At 73.7% G+C, this 16,323-nt stretch carries 16 protein-coding genes; 8 read left to right on the top strand and 8 right to left on the bottom strand.

The features are described 5' to 3' along the window. Positions 1-37: 37 nt before the first annotated feature. Entirely contained in the window at positions 38-1,660 is a 1,623-nt protein-coding gene (locus OG767_RS05240) for an MFS transporter (protein ID WP_405092388.1), read from the bottom strand. A 57-nt stretch (positions 1,661-1,717) separates the two neighbouring features. Here OG767_RS05240 and OG767_RS05235 point away from each other — a divergent pair, with 57 nt between their 5' ends. From OG767_RS05235 to OG767_RS05220, 4 genes are all read left to right on the top strand, one after another. Then, positions 1,718-2,254 (top strand): MarR family winged helix-turn-helix transcriptional regulator, encoded by a 537-nt coding sequence (locus OG767_RS05235; RefSeq protein ID WP_405092387.1) that lies wholly within the window; start codon positions 1,718-1,720, stop codon positions 2,252-2,254. 62 nt (positions 2,255-2,316) lie between these two features. Further along, positions 2,317-2,850, top strand: coding sequence for a MarR family winged helix-turn-helix transcriptional regulator (locus tag OG767_RS05230; RefSeq protein WP_281943787.1), 534 nt, complete (start codon positions 2,317-2,319; stop codon positions 2,848-2,850). Further along, positions 2,844-4,577 (top strand): ABC transporter ATP-binding protein, encoded by a 1,734-nt coding sequence (locus OG767_RS05225; RefSeq protein WP_405092386.1) that lies wholly within the window; start codon positions 2,844-2,846, stop codon positions 4,575-4,577. The genes OG767_RS05230 and OG767_RS05225 overlap by 7 nt, the downstream gene beginning before the upstream one ends. Continuing rightward, on the top strand, positions 4,574-6,664 hold the full coding sequence (locus OG767_RS05220; RefSeq protein ID WP_405092385.1) for an ABC transporter ATP-binding protein: 2,091 nt from the start codon (positions 4,574-4,576) through the stop codon (positions 6,662-6,664). Before OG767_RS05225 ends, OG767_RS05220 begins: the two co-directional genes overlap by 4 nt. A gap of 74 nt (positions 6,665-6,738) precedes the next feature. On the opposite strand, the gene thrS is transcribed toward OG767_RS05220, so the two are convergent. Further along, positions 6,739-7,971, bottom strand: coding sequence for a threonine--tRNA ligase (gene thrS, locus OG767_RS05215; protein ID WP_281943790.1), 1,233 nt, complete (start codon positions 7,969-7,971; stop codon positions 6,739-6,741). 204 nt (positions 7,972-8,175) lie between these two features. Continuing rightward, a complete protein-coding gene (locus OG767_RS05210; protein WP_343443512.1) occupies positions 8,176-8,454 on the bottom strand; it encodes an excalibur calcium-binding domain-containing protein in 279 nt (92 codons plus the stop codon). A 247-nt stretch (positions 8,455-8,701) separates the two neighbouring features. Here OG767_RS05210 and OG767_RS05205 point away from each other — a divergent pair, with 247 nt between their 5' ends. The 3 genes from OG767_RS05205 to OG767_RS05195 are packed head-to-tail and all read left to right on the top strand — an operon-like array spanning position 8,702 to position 10,742. Then, positions 8,702-9,538, top strand: coding sequence for a DedA family protein (locus OG767_RS05205; protein ID WP_405092384.1), 837 nt, complete (start codon positions 8,702-8,704; stop codon positions 9,536-9,538). Positions 9,539-9,584: 46 nt separating this feature from the next. Continuing rightward, positions 9,585-9,815: a hypothetical protein gene (locus OG767_RS05200; protein ID WP_405092383.1), complete on the top strand. Its 231-nt coding sequence runs from the start codon at positions 9,585-9,587 to the stop codon at positions 9,813-9,815. A gap of 9 nt (positions 9,816-9,824) precedes the next feature. Further along, positions 9,825-10,742 (top strand): PhzF family phenazine biosynthesis protein, encoded by a 918-nt coding sequence (locus OG767_RS05195; protein WP_405092382.1) that lies wholly within the window; start codon positions 9,825-9,827, stop codon positions 10,740-10,742. Positions 10,743-10,746: 4 nt separating this feature from the next. On the opposite strand, the gene OG767_RS05190 is transcribed toward OG767_RS05195, so the two are convergent. Further along, complete coding sequence (locus OG767_RS05190) at positions 10,747-12,150, bottom strand: NAD(P)H-quinone dehydrogenase (RefSeq protein WP_405092381.1); 1,404 nt, start codon at positions 12,148-12,150, stop codon at positions 10,747-10,749. 106 nt (positions 12,151-12,256) lie between these two features. Between OG767_RS05190 and OG767_RS05185 the strand changes: the two genes are divergently transcribed. Further along, the gene (locus tag OG767_RS05185) at positions 12,257-12,712 is read left to right on the top strand and encodes a gamma-glutamylcyclotransferase (protein ID WP_281942908.1); all 456 of its coding nucleotides are present in this window, start codon (positions 12,257-12,259) and stop codon (positions 12,710-12,712) included. Positions 12,713-12,786: 74 nt separating this feature from the next. Here OG767_RS05185 and OG767_RS05180 read toward each other — a convergent pair whose 3' ends face one another. Genes OG767_RS05180 through OG767_RS05165 form a run of 4 tightly spaced genes read right to left on the bottom strand, consistent with a single transcriptional unit; the run spans position 12,787 to position 16,211 of the window. Beyond that, positions 12,787-13,749, bottom strand: a complete 963-nt coding sequence (locus tag OG767_RS05180) for a GNAT family N-acetyltransferase (RefSeq protein WP_405092380.1) — start codon at positions 13,747-13,749, stop codon at positions 12,787-12,789. 42 nt (positions 13,750-13,791) lie between these two features. Then, positions 13,792-14,538 carry an SCO6745 family protein gene (locus OG767_RS05175; protein WP_281942911.1) on the bottom strand — a complete coding sequence of 249 codons (747 nt, stop codon included), beginning with the start codon at positions 14,536-14,538 and terminating at the stop codon, positions 13,792-13,794. Between the two features lie 40 nt (positions 14,539-14,578). Next, positions 14,579-15,586 (bottom strand): hypothetical protein, encoded by a 1,008-nt coding sequence (locus OG767_RS05170; RefSeq protein ID WP_405092379.1) that lies wholly within the window; start codon positions 15,584-15,586, stop codon positions 14,579-14,581. Further along, positions 15,579-16,211, bottom strand: coding sequence for an MBL fold metallo-hydrolase (locus tag OG767_RS05165; protein WP_405092378.1), 633 nt, complete (start codon positions 16,209-16,211; stop codon positions 15,579-15,581). Before OG767_RS05165 ends, OG767_RS05170 begins: the two co-directional genes overlap by 8 nt. Positions 16,212-16,323 lie beyond the last annotated feature (112 nt).

The raw sequence follows: 16,323 nt of genomic DNA, 5'->3' as shown, positions 1-16,323 counted from the left end.
CGTCACGCCGGCGATCGCTCCGGACCGCCGCCCGGGCTCAGACCCGGGCCGGTTCCGCCCCGGTCGACGGGGCGTCCCCGGTGGCGTCGGCACGGACGCTCGGCAGGCGCAGGCAGGCGAGCAGGCCGACCAGCAGGAACCCGGCCGCCGTGAAGGCCGCGTACCGGGTGGCGTCGGAGAAGGCCGCCTTCGCCTCCTCGGCCACCGGCGCGGTACGCGGATCCGCCGCCAGCCCGCTGATCGCCGCGCCGGCGCTCTCCTTCACCGCGGTCACCACCTGGTCCCGGCCGGCCGGGTCGAGGCCGGGCTGATCCGCCAGCCGGTCGCTAAGCAGCCCGCCCAGGCCGGCGAAGAGCACGGTGCCGAGCACCGCGATGCCGAGCGCCGACCCGACCTGCCGGGCGGTGCTCTGCAACCCGGAGCCCTGCCCGCTGCGCCGGACCGGCACCTCGGCCAGCGAGACGCCGGTGAGTTGCGCGGTGGCCAGGCCGACGCCGACGCCGTAGACGAAGAGGAACGCCACCGGGGCCCACCAGCGGGTGTCCGGCGCGACCACGAGGCCGAGCCCGGCGACGCCGACCAGCTCGGCGGCGACGCCGAGCTGGACCACCCGGGCCGCGCCCCAGCGCTGGGTCAGTGGCGCGCCGATGCCGCTGGCCAGGAAGCTGCCGACGGCGAGCGGCAGCAGCGCCAGGCCGGTGCGGAAGGCGCTGTAGCCGAGCACGTTCTGGAACCACAGCGGCAGCGCGAAGAGCAGGCCGAACTCGCCCAGGCTCACGATCGCGGCGGCCAGGATGCCGTTGCGGAAGGACCCGATGCCGAACAACGACAGGTCGAGCAGCGCGGGCCGGCCGGCCCGGTTGCGGCGGACCTGCTGGGCCAGGAAGACGCCGAGCGCGGCCAGCCCGGCGAGCGCGGCCACCGGCACCGGCGAGATCGAGGCGGTCCAGTCCAGGCCGAACAGGCTGAACGGGCGCTCCCGCTCCCACCAGCCGTAGGTGCGGCCCTCGATGAGCGCGAACACCACGCCGGTCATGCCGACCACGGAGAGCAACGCGCCGAGCAGGTCGACGCCGCGTTCGGCGCGGTCGTCGCGGGACTCGACGACCAGCAGCAGGGTGCCCACGATCACGGCGAGGCTGACCGGGACGTTGATGCCGAACGCCCACCGCCAGGAGTACGTGGTGGTGAGCCAGCCGCCGAGCAACGGCCCGAGCGCCGCCGCGCCGCCGATGGTGGAACCCCAGACCGCGAACGCGATGCCCCGTTCGCGGCCGGTGAAGTTGGCGTTGAGCAGGGAGAGCGAGGTGGGCAGCATCATCGCGCCGCCGATGCCCTGGAGCACCCGGGCGGCGATCAGCGTCTCGCCGGAGTCGGCGAACGCGGCCAGCACGCTGGCCACCACGAAGACGCCGACCCCGATGACGAACATCCGCCGCCGTCCGGAGCGGTCGGCGAAGCGGCCGGCGACCAGCAGCAACGACGCGAAGACCAGGGTGTACGCCTCCTGGACCCACTGCGCGTCGGTGGAGGTGATGTCGAGGTCCCGGATGATCTGCGGCACCGCAACGTTCACGATGGTGGCGTCCACGATGATCATCGCCACGCCGAGGCTGATGGCGAGCAGTCCGAACCAGCGTCCGCGCCCCTCGGTGCGCATGGCACCCCTCCCCCTTTAGCTAGATTTTCTAGCTACCCGAGATGCTAGCTTTAACCCATGGAGGGGGTGCCGTCAACCGGGGAGACCGGACCGGTCGGGCCCACCGGCCCGCCGCCGAGCAGTGAGGCCGCCCGCGCCCTGCGCGAGATGCTGCGGGTCGCCGGGGACACCCGGGCCGCGCTGGCCCGCCGCCTCGGCATCGGCGCGACCGACGCCGCGGCCATCGACCACCTGATCTCCAGCCCTGAGCCGCTGGGCCCGGTCGAGCTGGGCAACCGGCTCGGCATCCGGTCCGCGTCCGCCACCACGCTCGTCGACCGGCTGGTCCGGGCCGGGCACGTCGCCCGCGCCCCGCACCCGTACGATCGCCGGCGGTTGAGCCTCCAGGTGACCGAACACGCGGTCGGCGAGGTGCTGGAGGCGCTGCGCCCGATGCTGGTCGGCGTGGACCGGGCGGTCGCCCGGCTCACCCCGGAGCAGGCCGAGGCCACCGCGGCGTTCCTGCGCGAGGTCGCGGACGTGATGCGCGACTACGTCGCCACCGCGCCGGACGAGCCGGGGCCGGCCCGGTCGCCCCGTGACGAACGCGACTGAGACGATTCTCAGTAATTAGTTTGGGGCCTGATGATTCGGGCGCTAATCTGACGGCCGTGAACATGGGACCGCTCGTCCGCTTCCCCGACGCGTTGCAGCACGCGCCGCTCGGCCGGCTCATCTCCATCGCCGGCCACGTCGTCGAGCAGCACTGGGGGCGCTACCTGGCCGAGCACCACGGCCTCACCTCCGCCGGCATGCGCGTGCTGATGATCCTGCTGCGCTCCGGCGAGGCCACCCACCGGGAGATGGCCGAGTTGTGCTTCGTCCGACCGGCGACGCTCACCGGCATCGTCGACACGCTGGAGCGGGACGGCTTCGTCAGCCGGCAACGCGGCCCCGAGGACCGGCGGACCGTCCGGCTCACGCTCACCGACAAGGGGCACGAGCACGCCCGCGCCATCATCGACATGATCCACAGCGACCGCCCGCTGACGTCGGTCGACGCCGACCCCGCCAAGCGCGCGATCATCCGCGAATTCCTGACCGAAATCATCACCGGCATGTCCGACGGGGACCTCCGTCGGTTGAACCGGGACAGCGAGTCCGACAGCGAGTCCGACACCGAGTCGCCAACGGGGAGACATCCGTGCTGATCCGCCTGCTCCAGACGCACCTACGCCCGTACCGACGACCACTGGCCGCCGTGGTGGCGCTCCAGTTCGTCGGCACCATGGCCTCGCTCTACCTGCCCAGCCTGAACGCCGACATCATCGACCGGGGCGTCGCGCGCGGCGACACCGACCAGATCCTGCGTACCGGCGGGTGGATGCTGGTGGTCAGCCTGCTCCAGATCGCCTGCTCGATCGCCGCCGTCTACCTCGGCGCCCGCACCGCGATGGGCTTCGGGCGGGACGTCCGCGGCGCCATCTTCGGCCACGTCAACCGCTTCTCCGCCCGCGAGGTCGCCCGGTTCGGCGCGCCGTCGCTGATCACCCGCAACACCAACGACGTCCAGCAGGTGCAGATGCTGGTGCTGCTGAGCTGCACCATGCTGGTGGCCGCGCCGATCATGAGCGTCGGCGGCGTGGTGATGGCGCTGCGCGAGGACGTCGGGCTGTCCTGGCTGATGCTGGTCTGCGTGCCGGTGCTGGCCGTCGCGCTGGGCCTGATCATCCGCCGGATGGTGCCCGGCTTCCGGCTCATGCAGACCCGGATCGACACCGTCAACCGGGTGCTGCGGGAGCAGATCACCGGCATCCGGGTGGTCCGGGCCTTCGTCCGCGAGCCGTACGAGACCGACCGCTTCGCGGTGGCCAACACCGAACTGACCGCGACCGCGCTGCGCATCGGCCGACTCCAGGCGCTGATCTTCCCGATCGTGATGCTGGTGCTCAACGTCTCCAGCGTCGCGGTGCTCTGGTTCGGCGCGGCCCGGGTCGACTCCGGTGAGATCCAGGTCGGCGCGCTGACCGCGTTCCTGCAATACCTGATGCAGATCCTGATGGCGGTCATGATGGCCACCTTCATGCTGATGATGGTGCCCCGCGCCGCGGTCTGCGCCGAACGCATCCAGGAGGTGCTGGACACCGACTCGTCGGTGGTGCCGTCGCCGGACCCGGTGACCGAGGTCTCCAGCCGCGGTGAGCTGGAGCTGCGCGGCGCCGGCTTCCAGTACCCGGGCGCCACCGCGCCGGTGCTGCACGACATCTCGTTCCGGGCCCGGCCGGGCCGGACCACGGCGATCATCGGGTCCACCGGCGCCGGCAAGACCACCCTGCTGACGCTGATCCCCCGGCTGGTCGACCCCACCGCCGGCGCGGTGCTCGTCGACGGCGTGGACGTCCGCGAGCTGGCCCCGGACGAGCTGTGGCGCCGGATCGGGCTGGTGCCGCAACGGCCGTACCTGTTCAGCGGCACGGTGGCGAGCAACCTGCGCTACGGCAACCCGGCGGCCACCGACGCCGACCTGTGGACGGCGCTGGAGATCGCCCAGGCGCGCGACTTCGTCGAAGACATGCCGGGTGGGCTGGACGCGCCGATCGCGCAGGGCGGCACGAACGTCTCCGGCGGCCAGCGGCAACGCCTGGCCATCGCCCGCGCACTGGTACGCAAGCCGGAGATCTATCTCTTCGACGACTCCTTCTCCGCGCTCGACCTCGGCACGGACGCCCGGCTACGGGCCGCCCTCAAGCCGGTCACCGCGGACGCGGCGGTGGTGATCGTGGCCCAGCGGGTCTCCACGATCGTCGACGCCGACCAGATCATCGTGCTCGAGGACGGGGGTGTCGTCGGCATGGGACGACACGAGGAACTGCTGGAGAACTGCCCGACGTACGCCGAGATCGTGGCGTCGCAGCAGACCGCGGGGGTGCCGGCATGAGCGAACGCACCGAGCGCAGCGAGGGCCGTGAGAAGAGCACGACCGCCCTACCCCAGCAGCAGGGGAGCGAGCCGAAGCGGCTGCCGGCGGCCGGGCGGCGGCCCGGCGGCCCGCCGCACATGAGCATGGGCATGCCGGCCGAGAAGGCGATGCAGTTCGGCCCGTCCGCGCGCCGGCTGCTGAGGCGGCTCCGGCCGCACCGGCTCCCGCTCACCGGGGTGCTGGCCCTGGCGCTGGCCAGCGTCGGGCTCAGCGTGGTCGGGCCGAAGGTGCTCGGCCACGCCACCGACATCATCTTCAACGGGGTGATCGGCCGGCAACTGCCGCCCGGCACCAGCACCGAGGCGGCGGTGGCCGCGGCCCGGGCCTCGGGCAACGGCAACTTCGCCGACATGCTGGCCCGGATGAACGTGGTGCCCGGCGCCGGCATCGACTTTCCCCGGCTGGGCCGGGTGCTGGCGTTCGCGGTCGCGCTCTACGTCGTCGCCAGCCTCCTGATGTGGGCGCAGGGCTGGGTGCTCAACGGGGTGGTGCAGCGCACCGTGCTGCGCCTGCGCGCCGACGTGGAGGACAAGCTCAACCGGCTGCCGCTGCCCTACTTCGACAAGCAGCCGCGTGGCGAGCTGCTCAGCCGGGTCACCAACGACATCGACAACATCTCGCAGACGCTCCAGCAGACGCTGAGCCAGCTCCTCACCTCGCTGCTCACCGTCGTCGGCGTACTCGGGATGATGTTCTGGATCTCGCCGCTGCTGGCGTCGGTGGCCCTGGTCGCGATCCCGCTGTCGGTGATCGTCACCGGCCAGATCGCCAAGCGGTCGCAGCGCAAGTTCATCGCCCAGTGGACCCACACCGGTGAGCTGAACGCGCAGATCGAGGAGGCGTACACCGGGCACGAGCTGGTCAAGGTGTTCGGTCGGCAGAAGGAGGTCGAGGCCGCCTTCCGGACCAAGAACGACGAGCTGTTCGCCGCCAGCTTCGGCGCGCAGTTCGTCTCCGGGATCATCATGCCGGCGATGTTCTTCATCGGGAACCTCAGCTACGTCGCGATCGCGGTGGTCGGCGGCCTGCGGGTGGCCTCCGGCGCGATGAGCCTCGGCGACGTGCAGGCGTTCATCCAGTACTCGCGGCAGTTCACCCAGCCGCTCACCCAGGTCGCGTCGATGGCCAACCTGCTCCAGTCCGGGGTGGCCTCGGCCGAGCGGGTCTTCGCGGTGCTGGACGCCGACGAGCAGACCCGCGACCCGGGCGAGCCGGCCCGGGTCGCCGACCCGCACGGCCGGGTCGAGTTCGAGCACGTCTCGTTCCGGTACGACCCGGAGAAGCCGCTGATCGACGACCTCTCCCTGGTCGCCGAGCCGGGGCACACGGTCGCCATCGTCGGGCCCACCGGCGCCGGCAAGACCACCCTGGTCAACCTGGTGATGCGCTTCTACGAGCTGGACGCCGGGCGGATCACGCTGGACGGCGTGGACATCAGCACCATGCGCCGCGACGACCTGCGTGGCCGGATCGGCATGGTGCTCCAGGACACCTGGCTCTTCGGCGGGACCATCCGGGACAACATCGCCTACGGGCGGCCGGACGCCACCGAGGAGGAGATCCTGGCCGCGGCCCGGGCCACGTTCGTGGACCGGTTCGTGCGCAGCCTGCCGGACGGCTACGACACCGTGATCGACGAGGAGGGCAGCAACGTCAGCGCCGGCGAGAAGCAGCTCATCACCATCGCGCGGGCGTTCCTGGCCGAGCCGTCGCTGCTGATCCTGGACGAGGCGACCAGCTCGGTGGACACCCGTACCGAGGTGCTGCTCCAACGCGCCATGGCGGCGCTGCGTTCCGACCGGACCAGTTTCGTCATCGCGCACCGGTTGTCCACCATCCGCGACGCCGACCTGATCCTGATGATGGAGCAGGGCCGGATCGTCGAGCAGGGCACCCACGACCAGCTCGTGGCCGCCGACGGCGCGTACGCCCGGCTCTACCGGGCGCAGTTCACCGGCGCGGTCATCTCCGACGAGGTGCCCGCGCCGGCGCCCGCCGGCCCGGCGGCCGGGATGCGTCCGGCCGGCGCGCCGGCCGGGAACTGACCGTGGACCCGGCGACAGCCCGGACACCGCGCGCCGCCCGGGTGACAGCCCGTCACCCGGGCGGCGCGGCCGGGTCAGGCGGGCGGGAGCAGGCCGGCGGACCGGCTCGCGACCACGGCGCCGATGAGGGCCAACGCGTCCGCGGCGGGCATCGGGGCCAACCCGCGCCCGTCGCGCAGGCGCAGCGACACCGCGCCGTCGGCCGCCTCCCGGGCGCCGACCACCCCGACGTACGGGACGCGCCGGCGGGACGCGTCCCGGATGCGCGCGCCGAGCGAGCCGCCGGCGTCGACCTCGACCCGCAGGCCGGCCGCCTCCGCCTCCCGGGCCAGCCGACCGGCCGCGTCGGCCTGCGCGTCGTCGACCGGGAGCAGGAGCAACTGCACCGGGGCGTACCAGGCCGGGAACGCGCCCTGGTGCACCTCGATCAGGTACGCGAACAGCCGCTCCATGCTGCCGACGAGGCTCCGGTGCACCATCACCGGCCGCTTCCGCCGCCCGTCCGAGTCGGTGTACGACAGGTCGAACCGCTCCGGCTTGTCGAAGTCGAGCTGCACGGTGGAGATGGTCGACTCCCGGCCGGCCGCGTCCACGATCTGGATGTCGATCTTCGGGCCGTAGAACGCGGCCTCGCCGGGGGCCTCGACGGCGTCCACCCCGTCGAGCGCGGCGCGGAGCAGTTCCTCGGCCCGCGCCCAACCGGCGTCGTCGCCGACGTACCGCTGCCCCGGCCCGCGCAGCGACAGGCGGAACCCGGCCGGCCGGACGCCGAGCGCGGCGTGCGCCTCGCCGATCAGCCGCAGGATCTCCCGGATCTCGTCGCCGACCTGCTCCAACGCGCAGAAGTTGTGCGCGTCGTTGAGCGAGATGGCGCGCACCCGGGACAGCCCGCCGAGCACGCCGGAGCGCTCCGCGCGGTACATTCCGCCCAGCTCGGCGACGCGCAGCGGCAGCTCCCGGTAGGACCGGCCGCGGGCGCGGAACACCAGCGCGTGGTGCGGGCAGAGCGCCGGGCGCAGCACGAACTCGTCGTCGGCGCTCAGCCGCATCGGCGGGAACATGTCGTCGGCGAACCAGCCCAGGTGCCCGGACCGTTCGAACAGCTCCCGCCGGCCCAGCGGCGGCGAGTAGACGTGCCGGTAGCCGGCCCGGCGTTCCAGCTCCCGCACGTACTCCTCGACGGCGTGCCGGGCGGCGGCGCCGGCCGGCAGCCAGATCGGCAGTCCGGCGCCCGCGAGCGGGTCGGAGACGAACAGCTCCAGGTCCCGGCCGAGCCTACGGTGGTCGATCATGTCGCTCTCCTTGATCGGGTACGACCCGGAGGCGAGCTGGCCCGGAACGCCGCGAGGCCCCGGAGCGGATCGCCCCGGGGCCTCGTCGACGGAAACGTCAGTGCGGCGCGCCGGGAACTCCCGGCGTCGTGGTCCTCACCGCGCTGCGCATGCGGTGACCGTACGGCCGGCCGACCGGACGGCGCGACCGCTTTTCCGGGCCGCGCCGCCGGTGGCGGGTCAGCGCTTCTCGCAGGCGACGCTGTCCTTGTCCCGGTCGAGGTGGGTGTTCTTCGCGTAGACGGTGTTGGACACGGTGAAGTTGGTGACCGGCTTGGTGGTGCCGCGCACCTTGTCCTTCGCGCCCTTCTTGCCGACGCCGTGCTTGTAGGTCTTGTTCAGCTCGGTGCAGTTCTTGTATGTCTTGGCCGCCGCCTCCGCCGGGGCGACCGCGACGGCCGTGCCGCCGCCGATCGCCAGGGTCAGGGCGAACACACCCCGGAGCAGGGTGGAAACCATGGAGCCTCCTGTGCGCGATTGCTGCCGCTGAGGCCCAAGATCGTATCCAGGGAGGGCGCTCAGGGAGGCGTGCTGTCGCAGGCCCGACAGCGGAGGCCGGGTGCGGGTCGCCGGCACGGGACCTGCCGGCGACCCGCGGCGGCTCGGGCATCGGGAACGGGGGACCCGACGGCACCGGTGCCGCGTCCCGTCAACGGTACGCCGGTGCGCTCGGATCCGCCGCCCCGCCCGATCCCCGGCGGCGGTCATGGCTGACCTCATCGCCGGCGTCGCGTCGCCCATGTGGGCGTACGCGCTGCTGTTGACGCTGCTGGTCGCCGACGCCTTCGTCCCGGTGGTACCGACCCAGATCGTCATGATCACCACCGGCGCGCTGACCGTGTACGGCGGGCTCAGCCTGCCGCTCACCATCGCGGTCGGCGCGGCCGGCGTCTTCGTCGGCGACCTGGCCTGCTACCTGCTCGGCCGCACCACGCCGGCCCGACGGGCGACCCGGGACGCGACGCCGGGGCGGGCCCGCCGGGCCGTCACCCGGGCCACCCGCCGGCTGCGCGAGCCCGGGCCGCTGGTGATCCTGCTCTGCCGGTTCGTGCCCGGCGGCCGGATGGCGGCCTGTTTCTCGGCCGGCCGCAGCCGCTACCCGTACCGCCTCTTCCTGGGCTACGAGGCGGTGGCGGCCGTCGGCTGGGCCGGCTACGGCACGCTCGTCGGTCACCTGGGCGGTCGGGCGCTCACCCAGTCGGGCTGGCGGCTGCTGCTGATCGGCGGCCTGGCCGCGCTCGGGTTCGCGGCGGCCGGCTGGGTGATGACCTGGTTCAGCACCCGGCAGCCCCAGCCGGCCGGAGCGACACCACGAGCACGTGACCACAGCGGAGGAGAACCGATCATGAATGACGGGACGAACTGGCGCGACGTCGGGACGCAGGCCCGGCGACTCGATCCCACCTGGAACGACCCCGAGCGGGTGGCCCGGCGCCGGCAGCTCAGGAAGCAGATGCTGGCCGCGGTCGACGGGGCACGGCCCGATTGGGCCGGCGAGGAGCCGGACCCGCCGCCGTCCCGGACCGAGGCTTCGATCGACTAGGTCCCGGCCCTCGGGAACACTTGATCAGCTCGAAGGAAGACCGGACATGACCGATTGGGCGAACTGGCGCGACGTCAAGGCGAAGGCTCGGGAGGTCGACCCCTCCTGGGACGACGCCGACCGGGTGGCACGCCGCAGCCGACTCAGGGAGCAGATGCTGGCCTCGGTCAGCGGCGCACAGTTGGCGGAGATCCGTATGCGGTGGGGCATGACACAGGCCCAGTTGGCGGAAGCGGCGGGCCTTTCCGGCTCGACGTGGCCTGACGCAAATGGCTAGCGTGACCGCGTGGACACTCCTCGATCGATGACGCCGGACGCGAGCCGCAACCGGGACACCCACCCGTACGCCGTGGTCGACGTCTTCGCCGACCGTCCGCTCGCCGGCAACCCGCTCGCGGTCGTCACCGACGCCGACGATCTCACCGACGCGCAGATGGCCGCCATCGCCGTCGAGTTCAACCTTTCCGAGACCACGTTCGTCTCCCGCCCCACCCTGCCGGGGGCCGACCACTCGCTGCGGTCCTTCACGCCCGGCGGCGACGAGGTGGGCGGGGCCGGCCACAACGCGCTCGGCGCCTGGTGGTGGCTCGTCACGATCGGTGCCGCGCGTGCACCGGGAGCCGTCCAGCAGCTCGGCGGCCGGGCGCTGCCGGTGCACATCGACACCGACGACGGGGTGCTCACCATCGGTCTCGACCAGGGGCCGGTCGACCTGGCCGAGGCACCGGTGACGGCGCAGACGCTCGGCGAGGCGCTCGCCGGGAGCGACCCGCTACGCCTGGACCCGACGCTTTCCCCGGTCACCGGGTCCGTCGGCAGCACCCATCTGCTCGTCGCCCTGGCCGCTCCCCGGGACGTCGACGCGGTCGACCCTCACGGGCCGGCCCTGGCCCGGGTCCTGGCGGACCTCGGGGCCGAGGGCTGCTACGTATACAGCCGGTCCAGCGACGCAGGTGCCGGGCACGACGCCTACTGCCGGTTCTTCAACCCGACCGTCGGGATCGACGAGGATCCAGCCACCGGCACCGCGGCCGGTCCGCTCGCCGCCCACCTGCACCGGCGTGGGCTCGTCGGCGACCGGGTGCGGTTCCTTCAGGGCAGCGCGATGGGCCGCCCGTCGGTCCTGACCATCGACGTCGCGCCGGAGGGGACCAGGCTCACCGGTCGCTGCGCCCTGGCCGCGACCGGCGAACTTCACCTCTGAGGCGTCACTCCAGCTCGTGCAGCATGAGCTGGCGGGCGGCCTCGGTGATCGAGCCGGACAGGCTCGGATAGATCGTGATGGTCTGGGCCAGCTCGTTGACGGTGAGGTTGTTCTCCACCGCCATGGTGATCGGCAGGATCAGCTCGCTGGCCTTCGGCGCCACCACCACGCCGCCGATCACCTGGCCGCTGGCCGGCCGGCAGAACAGCTTGACGAAGCCGTCGGCCAGGTCGTCCATCTTCGCCCGGGCGTTGCCGGACAGCGGCAGCATCACCTGGCGGGCGGGGGTCCGGCCGGCGTCCACCTCGTCCTGCGACACGCCGACGGTGGCCAGTTCCGGGTCGGTGAAGACGTTCGCCGCGACGGTACGCAGGCGCAGCGGTCGCACCGCCTCGCCCAGCGCGTGCCACATCGCGATGCGGCCCTGCATGGCCGCGACGCTCGCCAGCGGCAGCACGCCGGTGCAGTCGCCGGCCGCGTAGACGCCCGGCACGTTGGTGCGGGAGACCCGGTCGACCGTGACGTAGCCGCCCCGGGCCAGCTCGACGCCGTACTCGGCCAGGCCCAGGTCGGCGGTGTTCGGGATCGAGCCGACCGCGATCAGCGCGTGCGAGCCGGTGACCTGCCGGCCATCGGAGAGCATCACCTCCACGCCGTCGCCGACCCGGCGGACCGCCTCGGCCCGGGAGTTGTTGAGGATGCTCATGCCCCGGTTGCGGAACACCCGCTCGATCGCCATCGCGGCGTCGGCGTCCTCGTGCGGCATCACCCGGTCCCGGCTGGAGACCAGCGTGACCCGGACGCCCATCGCCAGGTAGGCGCTGGCGAACTCGGCGCCGGTGACACCGGAGCCCACCACGATCAGGTGCTCGGGCAGCTCGGGCAGGTCGTACACCTGACGCCAGGTCAGGATGCGCTCCCCGTCGGGGAGCGCGGTGGGGAGCTGGCGCGGAGTCGCGCCGGTGGCGACCAGCACGGTGGCGGCGTCGATCGGGTACGGGGCCGCGCCGTCGGCGGGGGTGACGACCACCTGGTGGGTGTGGCCGAGCTTGTCCTCGCCGAGCCGTGCGGTCCCGGCGACGAACTCCACCCCGGCCTTGACCAGCTTGGCGTGGATGTCGGCGGACTGGGCGAGGGCGAGCCGCTTGACCCGCTCGTGCACCGCCGGGGCGTCGACCGTGACCGCCTCCAGGCCGTCGGAGTGCACCCCGAACTCCTCGGTGTCCCGGTAGCCGGTGACCACTTCCGAGCTGGCGATGAAGGTCTTGGAGGGCACGCAGTCGGAGAGCACGCAGGCGCCGCCGGCGCCCTCCGCCTCGACCACGGTGACATCGGCGTCCAGCTGGGCGGCGACCAGCGCCGCCTCGTACCCGGCCGGTCCACCGCCGATGATCACAATCTGGCTCACTGAGCCATCCTCTCGTCCGTGCTCACAGTGACTTTCTTTTCCCCGTCGTGCCCGACACGCACCGTCGTATTCTCCCCCACCCGCCGACCGGGCTATCGTCGTCGCCGTGCGTCTCTACGCCGCTTACGGCTCAAACCTGGACCCCGCTCGCATGCGCGCCTACTGTCCGCATTCGCCGATGGTGGGCACCGGCTGGCTGGAGGGGTGGCGACTCACCTTCGCGGGCGAGGACGTCATCGGCTGGGAGGGCTCGGTCAGCACCGTGGTCGAGTCCCCGGGTGACCGGGTCTTCGTGGCGCTCTACGACATCCACCCGTACGACGCCGCCCAGCTCGACGAGATCGAGGGCGTGACCGCCGGGACCTACCGCAAGCTGACCGTCCGCATCTCGACGCTGGACGGGGACGTGACCGCGTGGGTCTACGTCTTCGACGGCTACGAGGGCGGCCTGCCGACGTCGTGGTACCTGTCGGAGATCGCGAACGCGGCGGAGAAGGCGGGCGCGCCGGACGACTACGTCACCGAGCTGCGGTCCCGCCCCACCGGCACGGCGTCCGCGTAGCGCGTCTCCCACCCCGACAGTGTGCGCCGGACGACCGGCCGCCCGCTCGGGACCCCCGGCCCGGGGGTTCCGGGTCACACCCCCGGGGCGGGCACGGTCCGCTCGTACATGTCGGTCCAGCGCTCCTCGACCAGCCCGACCGAGCGGTAGAGCGTGACCGGCGCGGTCGGGTTGGTCAGGTCCACGCCCAGCCCGGCCCGGACGCGCCCCTTGGCGGCGTAGACCGCGAACGCCCGGCGCAGCAGCGCCGCGCCCACCCCACGCCGCCGGTGGGTGGGCAGCACGGACAGCGTCCGGACCCAGCCCGAGCCGTGCTCCACCGCCTGGTCGGAGGACTGCAACGCACCGGCCGGCTCGCCGTCGACCTCGGCCAGGAACCACTCGTCCCAGACCCTGCCGTACGCCGGGATCAGCTCCCGCCAACGCGCGAAGTCGAGCGGCTCGTAGTCGAGCGTGTCGCGGAACGCGGTGTCGTGGAGCCGGTGGAACAGCCGCAGGTCGGCCTCGTCGTCGGGGCGCAGCGGCCGGACCGTCACCCCGGCCGGCGGGGCCGGCTCGGCCGGCAGGTCGGCCAGCGGGCGGCTCATCCGGACGTACCGCTTGATCCGGGTGAACCCGGCCGCCACCAGCTCGCCCGCCCAGCGGGTCTCCGGCGCGTACGCGCCGGTGCGCGCGGTCAGCGCGGGCACGCCGCGCTCGGCGGCCCGTTCGGCGACCCGGTCGAGCAGCCGGGCCAGCAGCGGGGCACGCAGCTCGACGCCCCGGGCCGGGTCGACGAGCACGTCCACCCACTCCCGGCCCACGCCGGTCGGGTTGCTCAGGATCGACCAGGCCACCGCCGTCCCGTCGGGGTCGGTGACCAGCCAGGAGTCCCGGGCCGGGTCGACGAAGGGCGCGGTCAGCGCGTCCCGCACGTCGTCGGCGTCGAAGTCCGGGTGACCCACCGCGAACGTGTCGGCGGCGTGCACCACTGCCAGGATCGCGGGGACGTCGTCGAGGGTGGGGCGGCGGGCCGTCCAGCCGGCGGGGAGCGTCACGCGGCCGATCCTGGCAGCCGGCCCGACCGTTCCGCCTCCCAATTATCCGCGCCGGGCGTGCCGCCGCGCGGCGGTGAGCAGCTCGACCAGCTCCGTGCCGGCGGCCGGACCGAGGACGTGGAACGCCGGGGACACCAGGCGGTCGGTGACCGCCTCGGCCCAGATCCGACGGCGTACCAGCGGCCCGATCGGCGGGTACGGCGGCGCCCATCCGCACGCGGCGGCGCCCGCCTCCCCTTCCGGGCCGGCCAGCACCGCCTCCAGCGGGGTCAGCCCGGCGGCCCGCACCGCCAGCAGGTACGCCCCGGCGAAGTGCTCACGCAGCAGCAGCAGGCCGACGGCCGCGCGGGCCCCGGCGGACGGGTCGGGCACCGGCATCGGCATGGCCCGCCAGGCGGCGAAGAGCGGCATGGCGCTGCCGTCCGCCGCGTCGACGGCCCGGCCGAGCAGCCCGGCGAGCCGGGACACCCCGGGTGCGTCGCCCAGCCGGGCCGCGCCCCACCGGCAGCACTCGGCCAGGTTGGCGGCGGCCACCTCCAGCGGCGGCACCGTCCGCGCCGAGGCGTCCCAGCCGTCCGCGACCGCTTCCGGGGCGATGAACCCGAGCGTCGCGGCCACCGTCTCGGCCCGGACGTCGCCGAGCGCGCCGGCCCGCCCGGTGATGTAGAAGGCCCACCCGGAGATGCCGAGCAGCCGGGCCCGGCGCAGCGTGGACGGGCAGCGGGAGAACGCCTCCCCGAGTTCCAGCACCAGTGGCTTGCTGGCGGCGACGACCTGCTCGGGAGTCATGGCCGGCCCGCCGTCCGTCCACCGTGGTCGTTCATCACGCTCAGTCTGCCCGGTCGTCACCGTCTTCGGCATCCCCCTCTTCGGCGTCGAGCGCCTCCAACACGGCCTCCACCTCGCCGGCCCGCCGACGGGCGGCGGTGACCGTCCGTTCCGCGCCCCGACGGGCCAGCCGGGCCCGGCTCAGCTCCTGTTCGGCCACCGCCCGGCGGCGTTCCAGCTCGGCCAGCTCGGTCTCGATCCGGTCCAGCGCCGCCACGCCGTCCCGTTCGGCCGCGCCCGCCCCGGCCAGGTCCTGTTCGGCCCGTTCCAGGTCCGTGTGGGCCTTCGCCAGCTCGCGGGTCGCCGCCCGCCGCCGGGCGGCCCGTTCGGCCCGCGCCGCCCGCTGGTCGCGGGCCCGCCGCGCCTCGGCCCGCGCGGTCGCCCCGTCCGGCCCGCCGGACCCACCCGCCCGCTCCGGCCCGCCGGACCTACCCGTCCGGTCCGGGCCGCCGGACTCACCCGCCCGCTCCGGTACGCCGGCCGTGTCCTCGCCGCCGGTCACCAGCCGCAACTGCGGGCGGGGCACCTCGCCGAACCCGGCGTAGTGGCTGGCCCGCAGCAGCCGGCCGGCGCGCACCTGCTCGGCCACCTCGGTGTCGGAGAGCGCGGCGTTGAGCGTCGCCTCCACCTCGCCCAGCGGCAGCTTCCCGGCCGGCGGCGCGGCGGGTTCGGCGGCGGCCAGCTTGCGTACCTCGGCGACCAGCGCGCCCACCACGGCGCGCCGCTGGGCGGAGAGTTCCCGCAGCTTGCCGCCGCGCAGGTCGCGTTGGGCGGCGCGGAGCGAGTCGGCGAGCTGGGCGAGGTCGGCGACCAACTCGGGTCGCCGGATCGCCAGCAGGTTGACCAGCCAGGCCGCGACCGTGGGCCGTCGCAGCCGGCCGATCTCCCGGGCGGTACGCGGATCGCCGGCCTCCCGCGCCTGCGCGACGGCGGCATCCCGGGCCGCGACGAACTTCTCCGGCGGCGTGGCGTAGAGCCGCCGGACCAGGTCGGCGGGAACGTCAGGCATCGATCCAGGTGCCCGGCTCCAGACGGCGGTAGTCGGTGCCGGACATCGCGGTGTACTGCCGGTCCAGCACGCCGAGGCCGTTGGCGTTGAGCAGCCCGTCGTGCAGCGCGTACGCGCGGCGTGGGGCGACCGCGCGGATGAAGTCGAGCACCTCGGAGAACTTCGACCAGGGCGCGTGGATCGGGGCGAACAGCGTGTCCACCCGGACGTCGTCGGGGGCGACCAACGCGTCGCCCGGGTGGTAGACCGTGTCGGCGAAGAGGTAGCCCAGGTTCGGGATCACCGGGATGTCCGGGTGGATGACCGCGTGCTGCCCCCCGTACGCGCGCACCGGCACGCCGGCGGCGGTGAACGACTCACCGGGCGTGACCACGACGAGCGCCTCGGCGGCGTCGCCGAGCACGCCGGCGAGCGAGGCGGGGCCGTGCACCGGCACCGCCCGCCGCTCCAGCGCCCGGGTCAGCGCGGCGACGTCCACATGGTCCGGGTGCTCGTGGGTGACAAGCACCGCGTCCGCCCCGTCCAGCGCCCCGGCCGCGTCGCTGAAGACACCGGGGTCGACGACCAGCACTCCCCCGTCGTGCTCCAGCCGGAGACAGGAGTGGGCGTACTTGGTGAGCCGCATCGTGACTCCTCCAATATCGAATCGTGACGTCCTCAGCGCAGTCTGCCGGAACCGGCGCGACCACGCGTCGCGTCCGAGGTATCGGCCCCGGCTGGCGGGGCCGACGACGATC

It is taken from the genome of Micromonospora sp. NBC_01392, assembly GCF_045040125.1.
Taxonomy (GTDB): Bacteria; Actinomycetota; Actinomycetes; order Mycobacteriales; family Micromonosporaceae; genus Micromonospora.
The sequence above is the reverse complement of the archived record's forward strand: the minus strand, read 5'-3'. Positions and strand labels throughout refer to the sequence as shown.

Bases quoted from the DNA above. Each gene is read 5' to 3' on its own strand.
- OG767_RS05230 (WP_281943787.1), top strand. From the start codon at position 2,317: ATGGGACCGCTCGTCCGCTTCCCCGACGCGTTGCAGCACGCGCCGCTC.
- OG767_RS05200 (WP_405092383.1), top strand. From the start codon at position 9,585: ATGACCGATTGGGCGAACTGGCGCGACGTCAAGGCGAAGGCTCGGGAG.
- OG767_RS05240 (WP_405092388.1), bottom strand. From the start codon at position 1,660: ATGCGCACCGAGGGGCGCGGACGCTGGTTCGGACTGCTCGCCATCAGC.
- OG767_RS05235 (WP_405092387.1), top strand. From the start codon at position 1,718: ATGGAGGGGGTGCCGTCAACCGGGGAGACCGGACCGGTCGGGCCCACC.
- OG767_RS05170 (WP_405092379.1), bottom strand. From the start codon at position 15,586: ATGCCTGACGTTCCCGCCGACCTGGTCCGGCGGCTCTACGCCACGCCG.
- OG767_RS05210 (WP_343443512.1), bottom strand. From the start codon at position 8,454: ATGGTTTCCACCCTGCTCCGGGGTGTGTTCGCCCTGACCCTGGCGATC.
- OG767_RS05165 (WP_405092378.1), bottom strand. From the start codon at position 16,211: ATGCGGCTCACCAAGTACGCCCACTCCTGTCTCCGGCTGGAGCACGAC.
- OG767_RS05175 (WP_281942911.1), bottom strand. From the start codon at position 14,538: ATGACTCCCGAGCAGGTCGTCGCCGCCAGCAAGCCACTGGTGCTGGAA.
- OG767_RS05205 (WP_405092384.1), top strand. From the start codon at position 8,702: ATGGCTGACCTCATCGCCGGCGTCGCGTCGCCCATGTGGGCGTACGCG.
- OG767_RS05220 (WP_405092385.1), top strand. From the start codon at position 4,574: ATGAGCGAACGCACCGAGCGCAGCGAGGGCCGTGAGAAGAGCACGACC.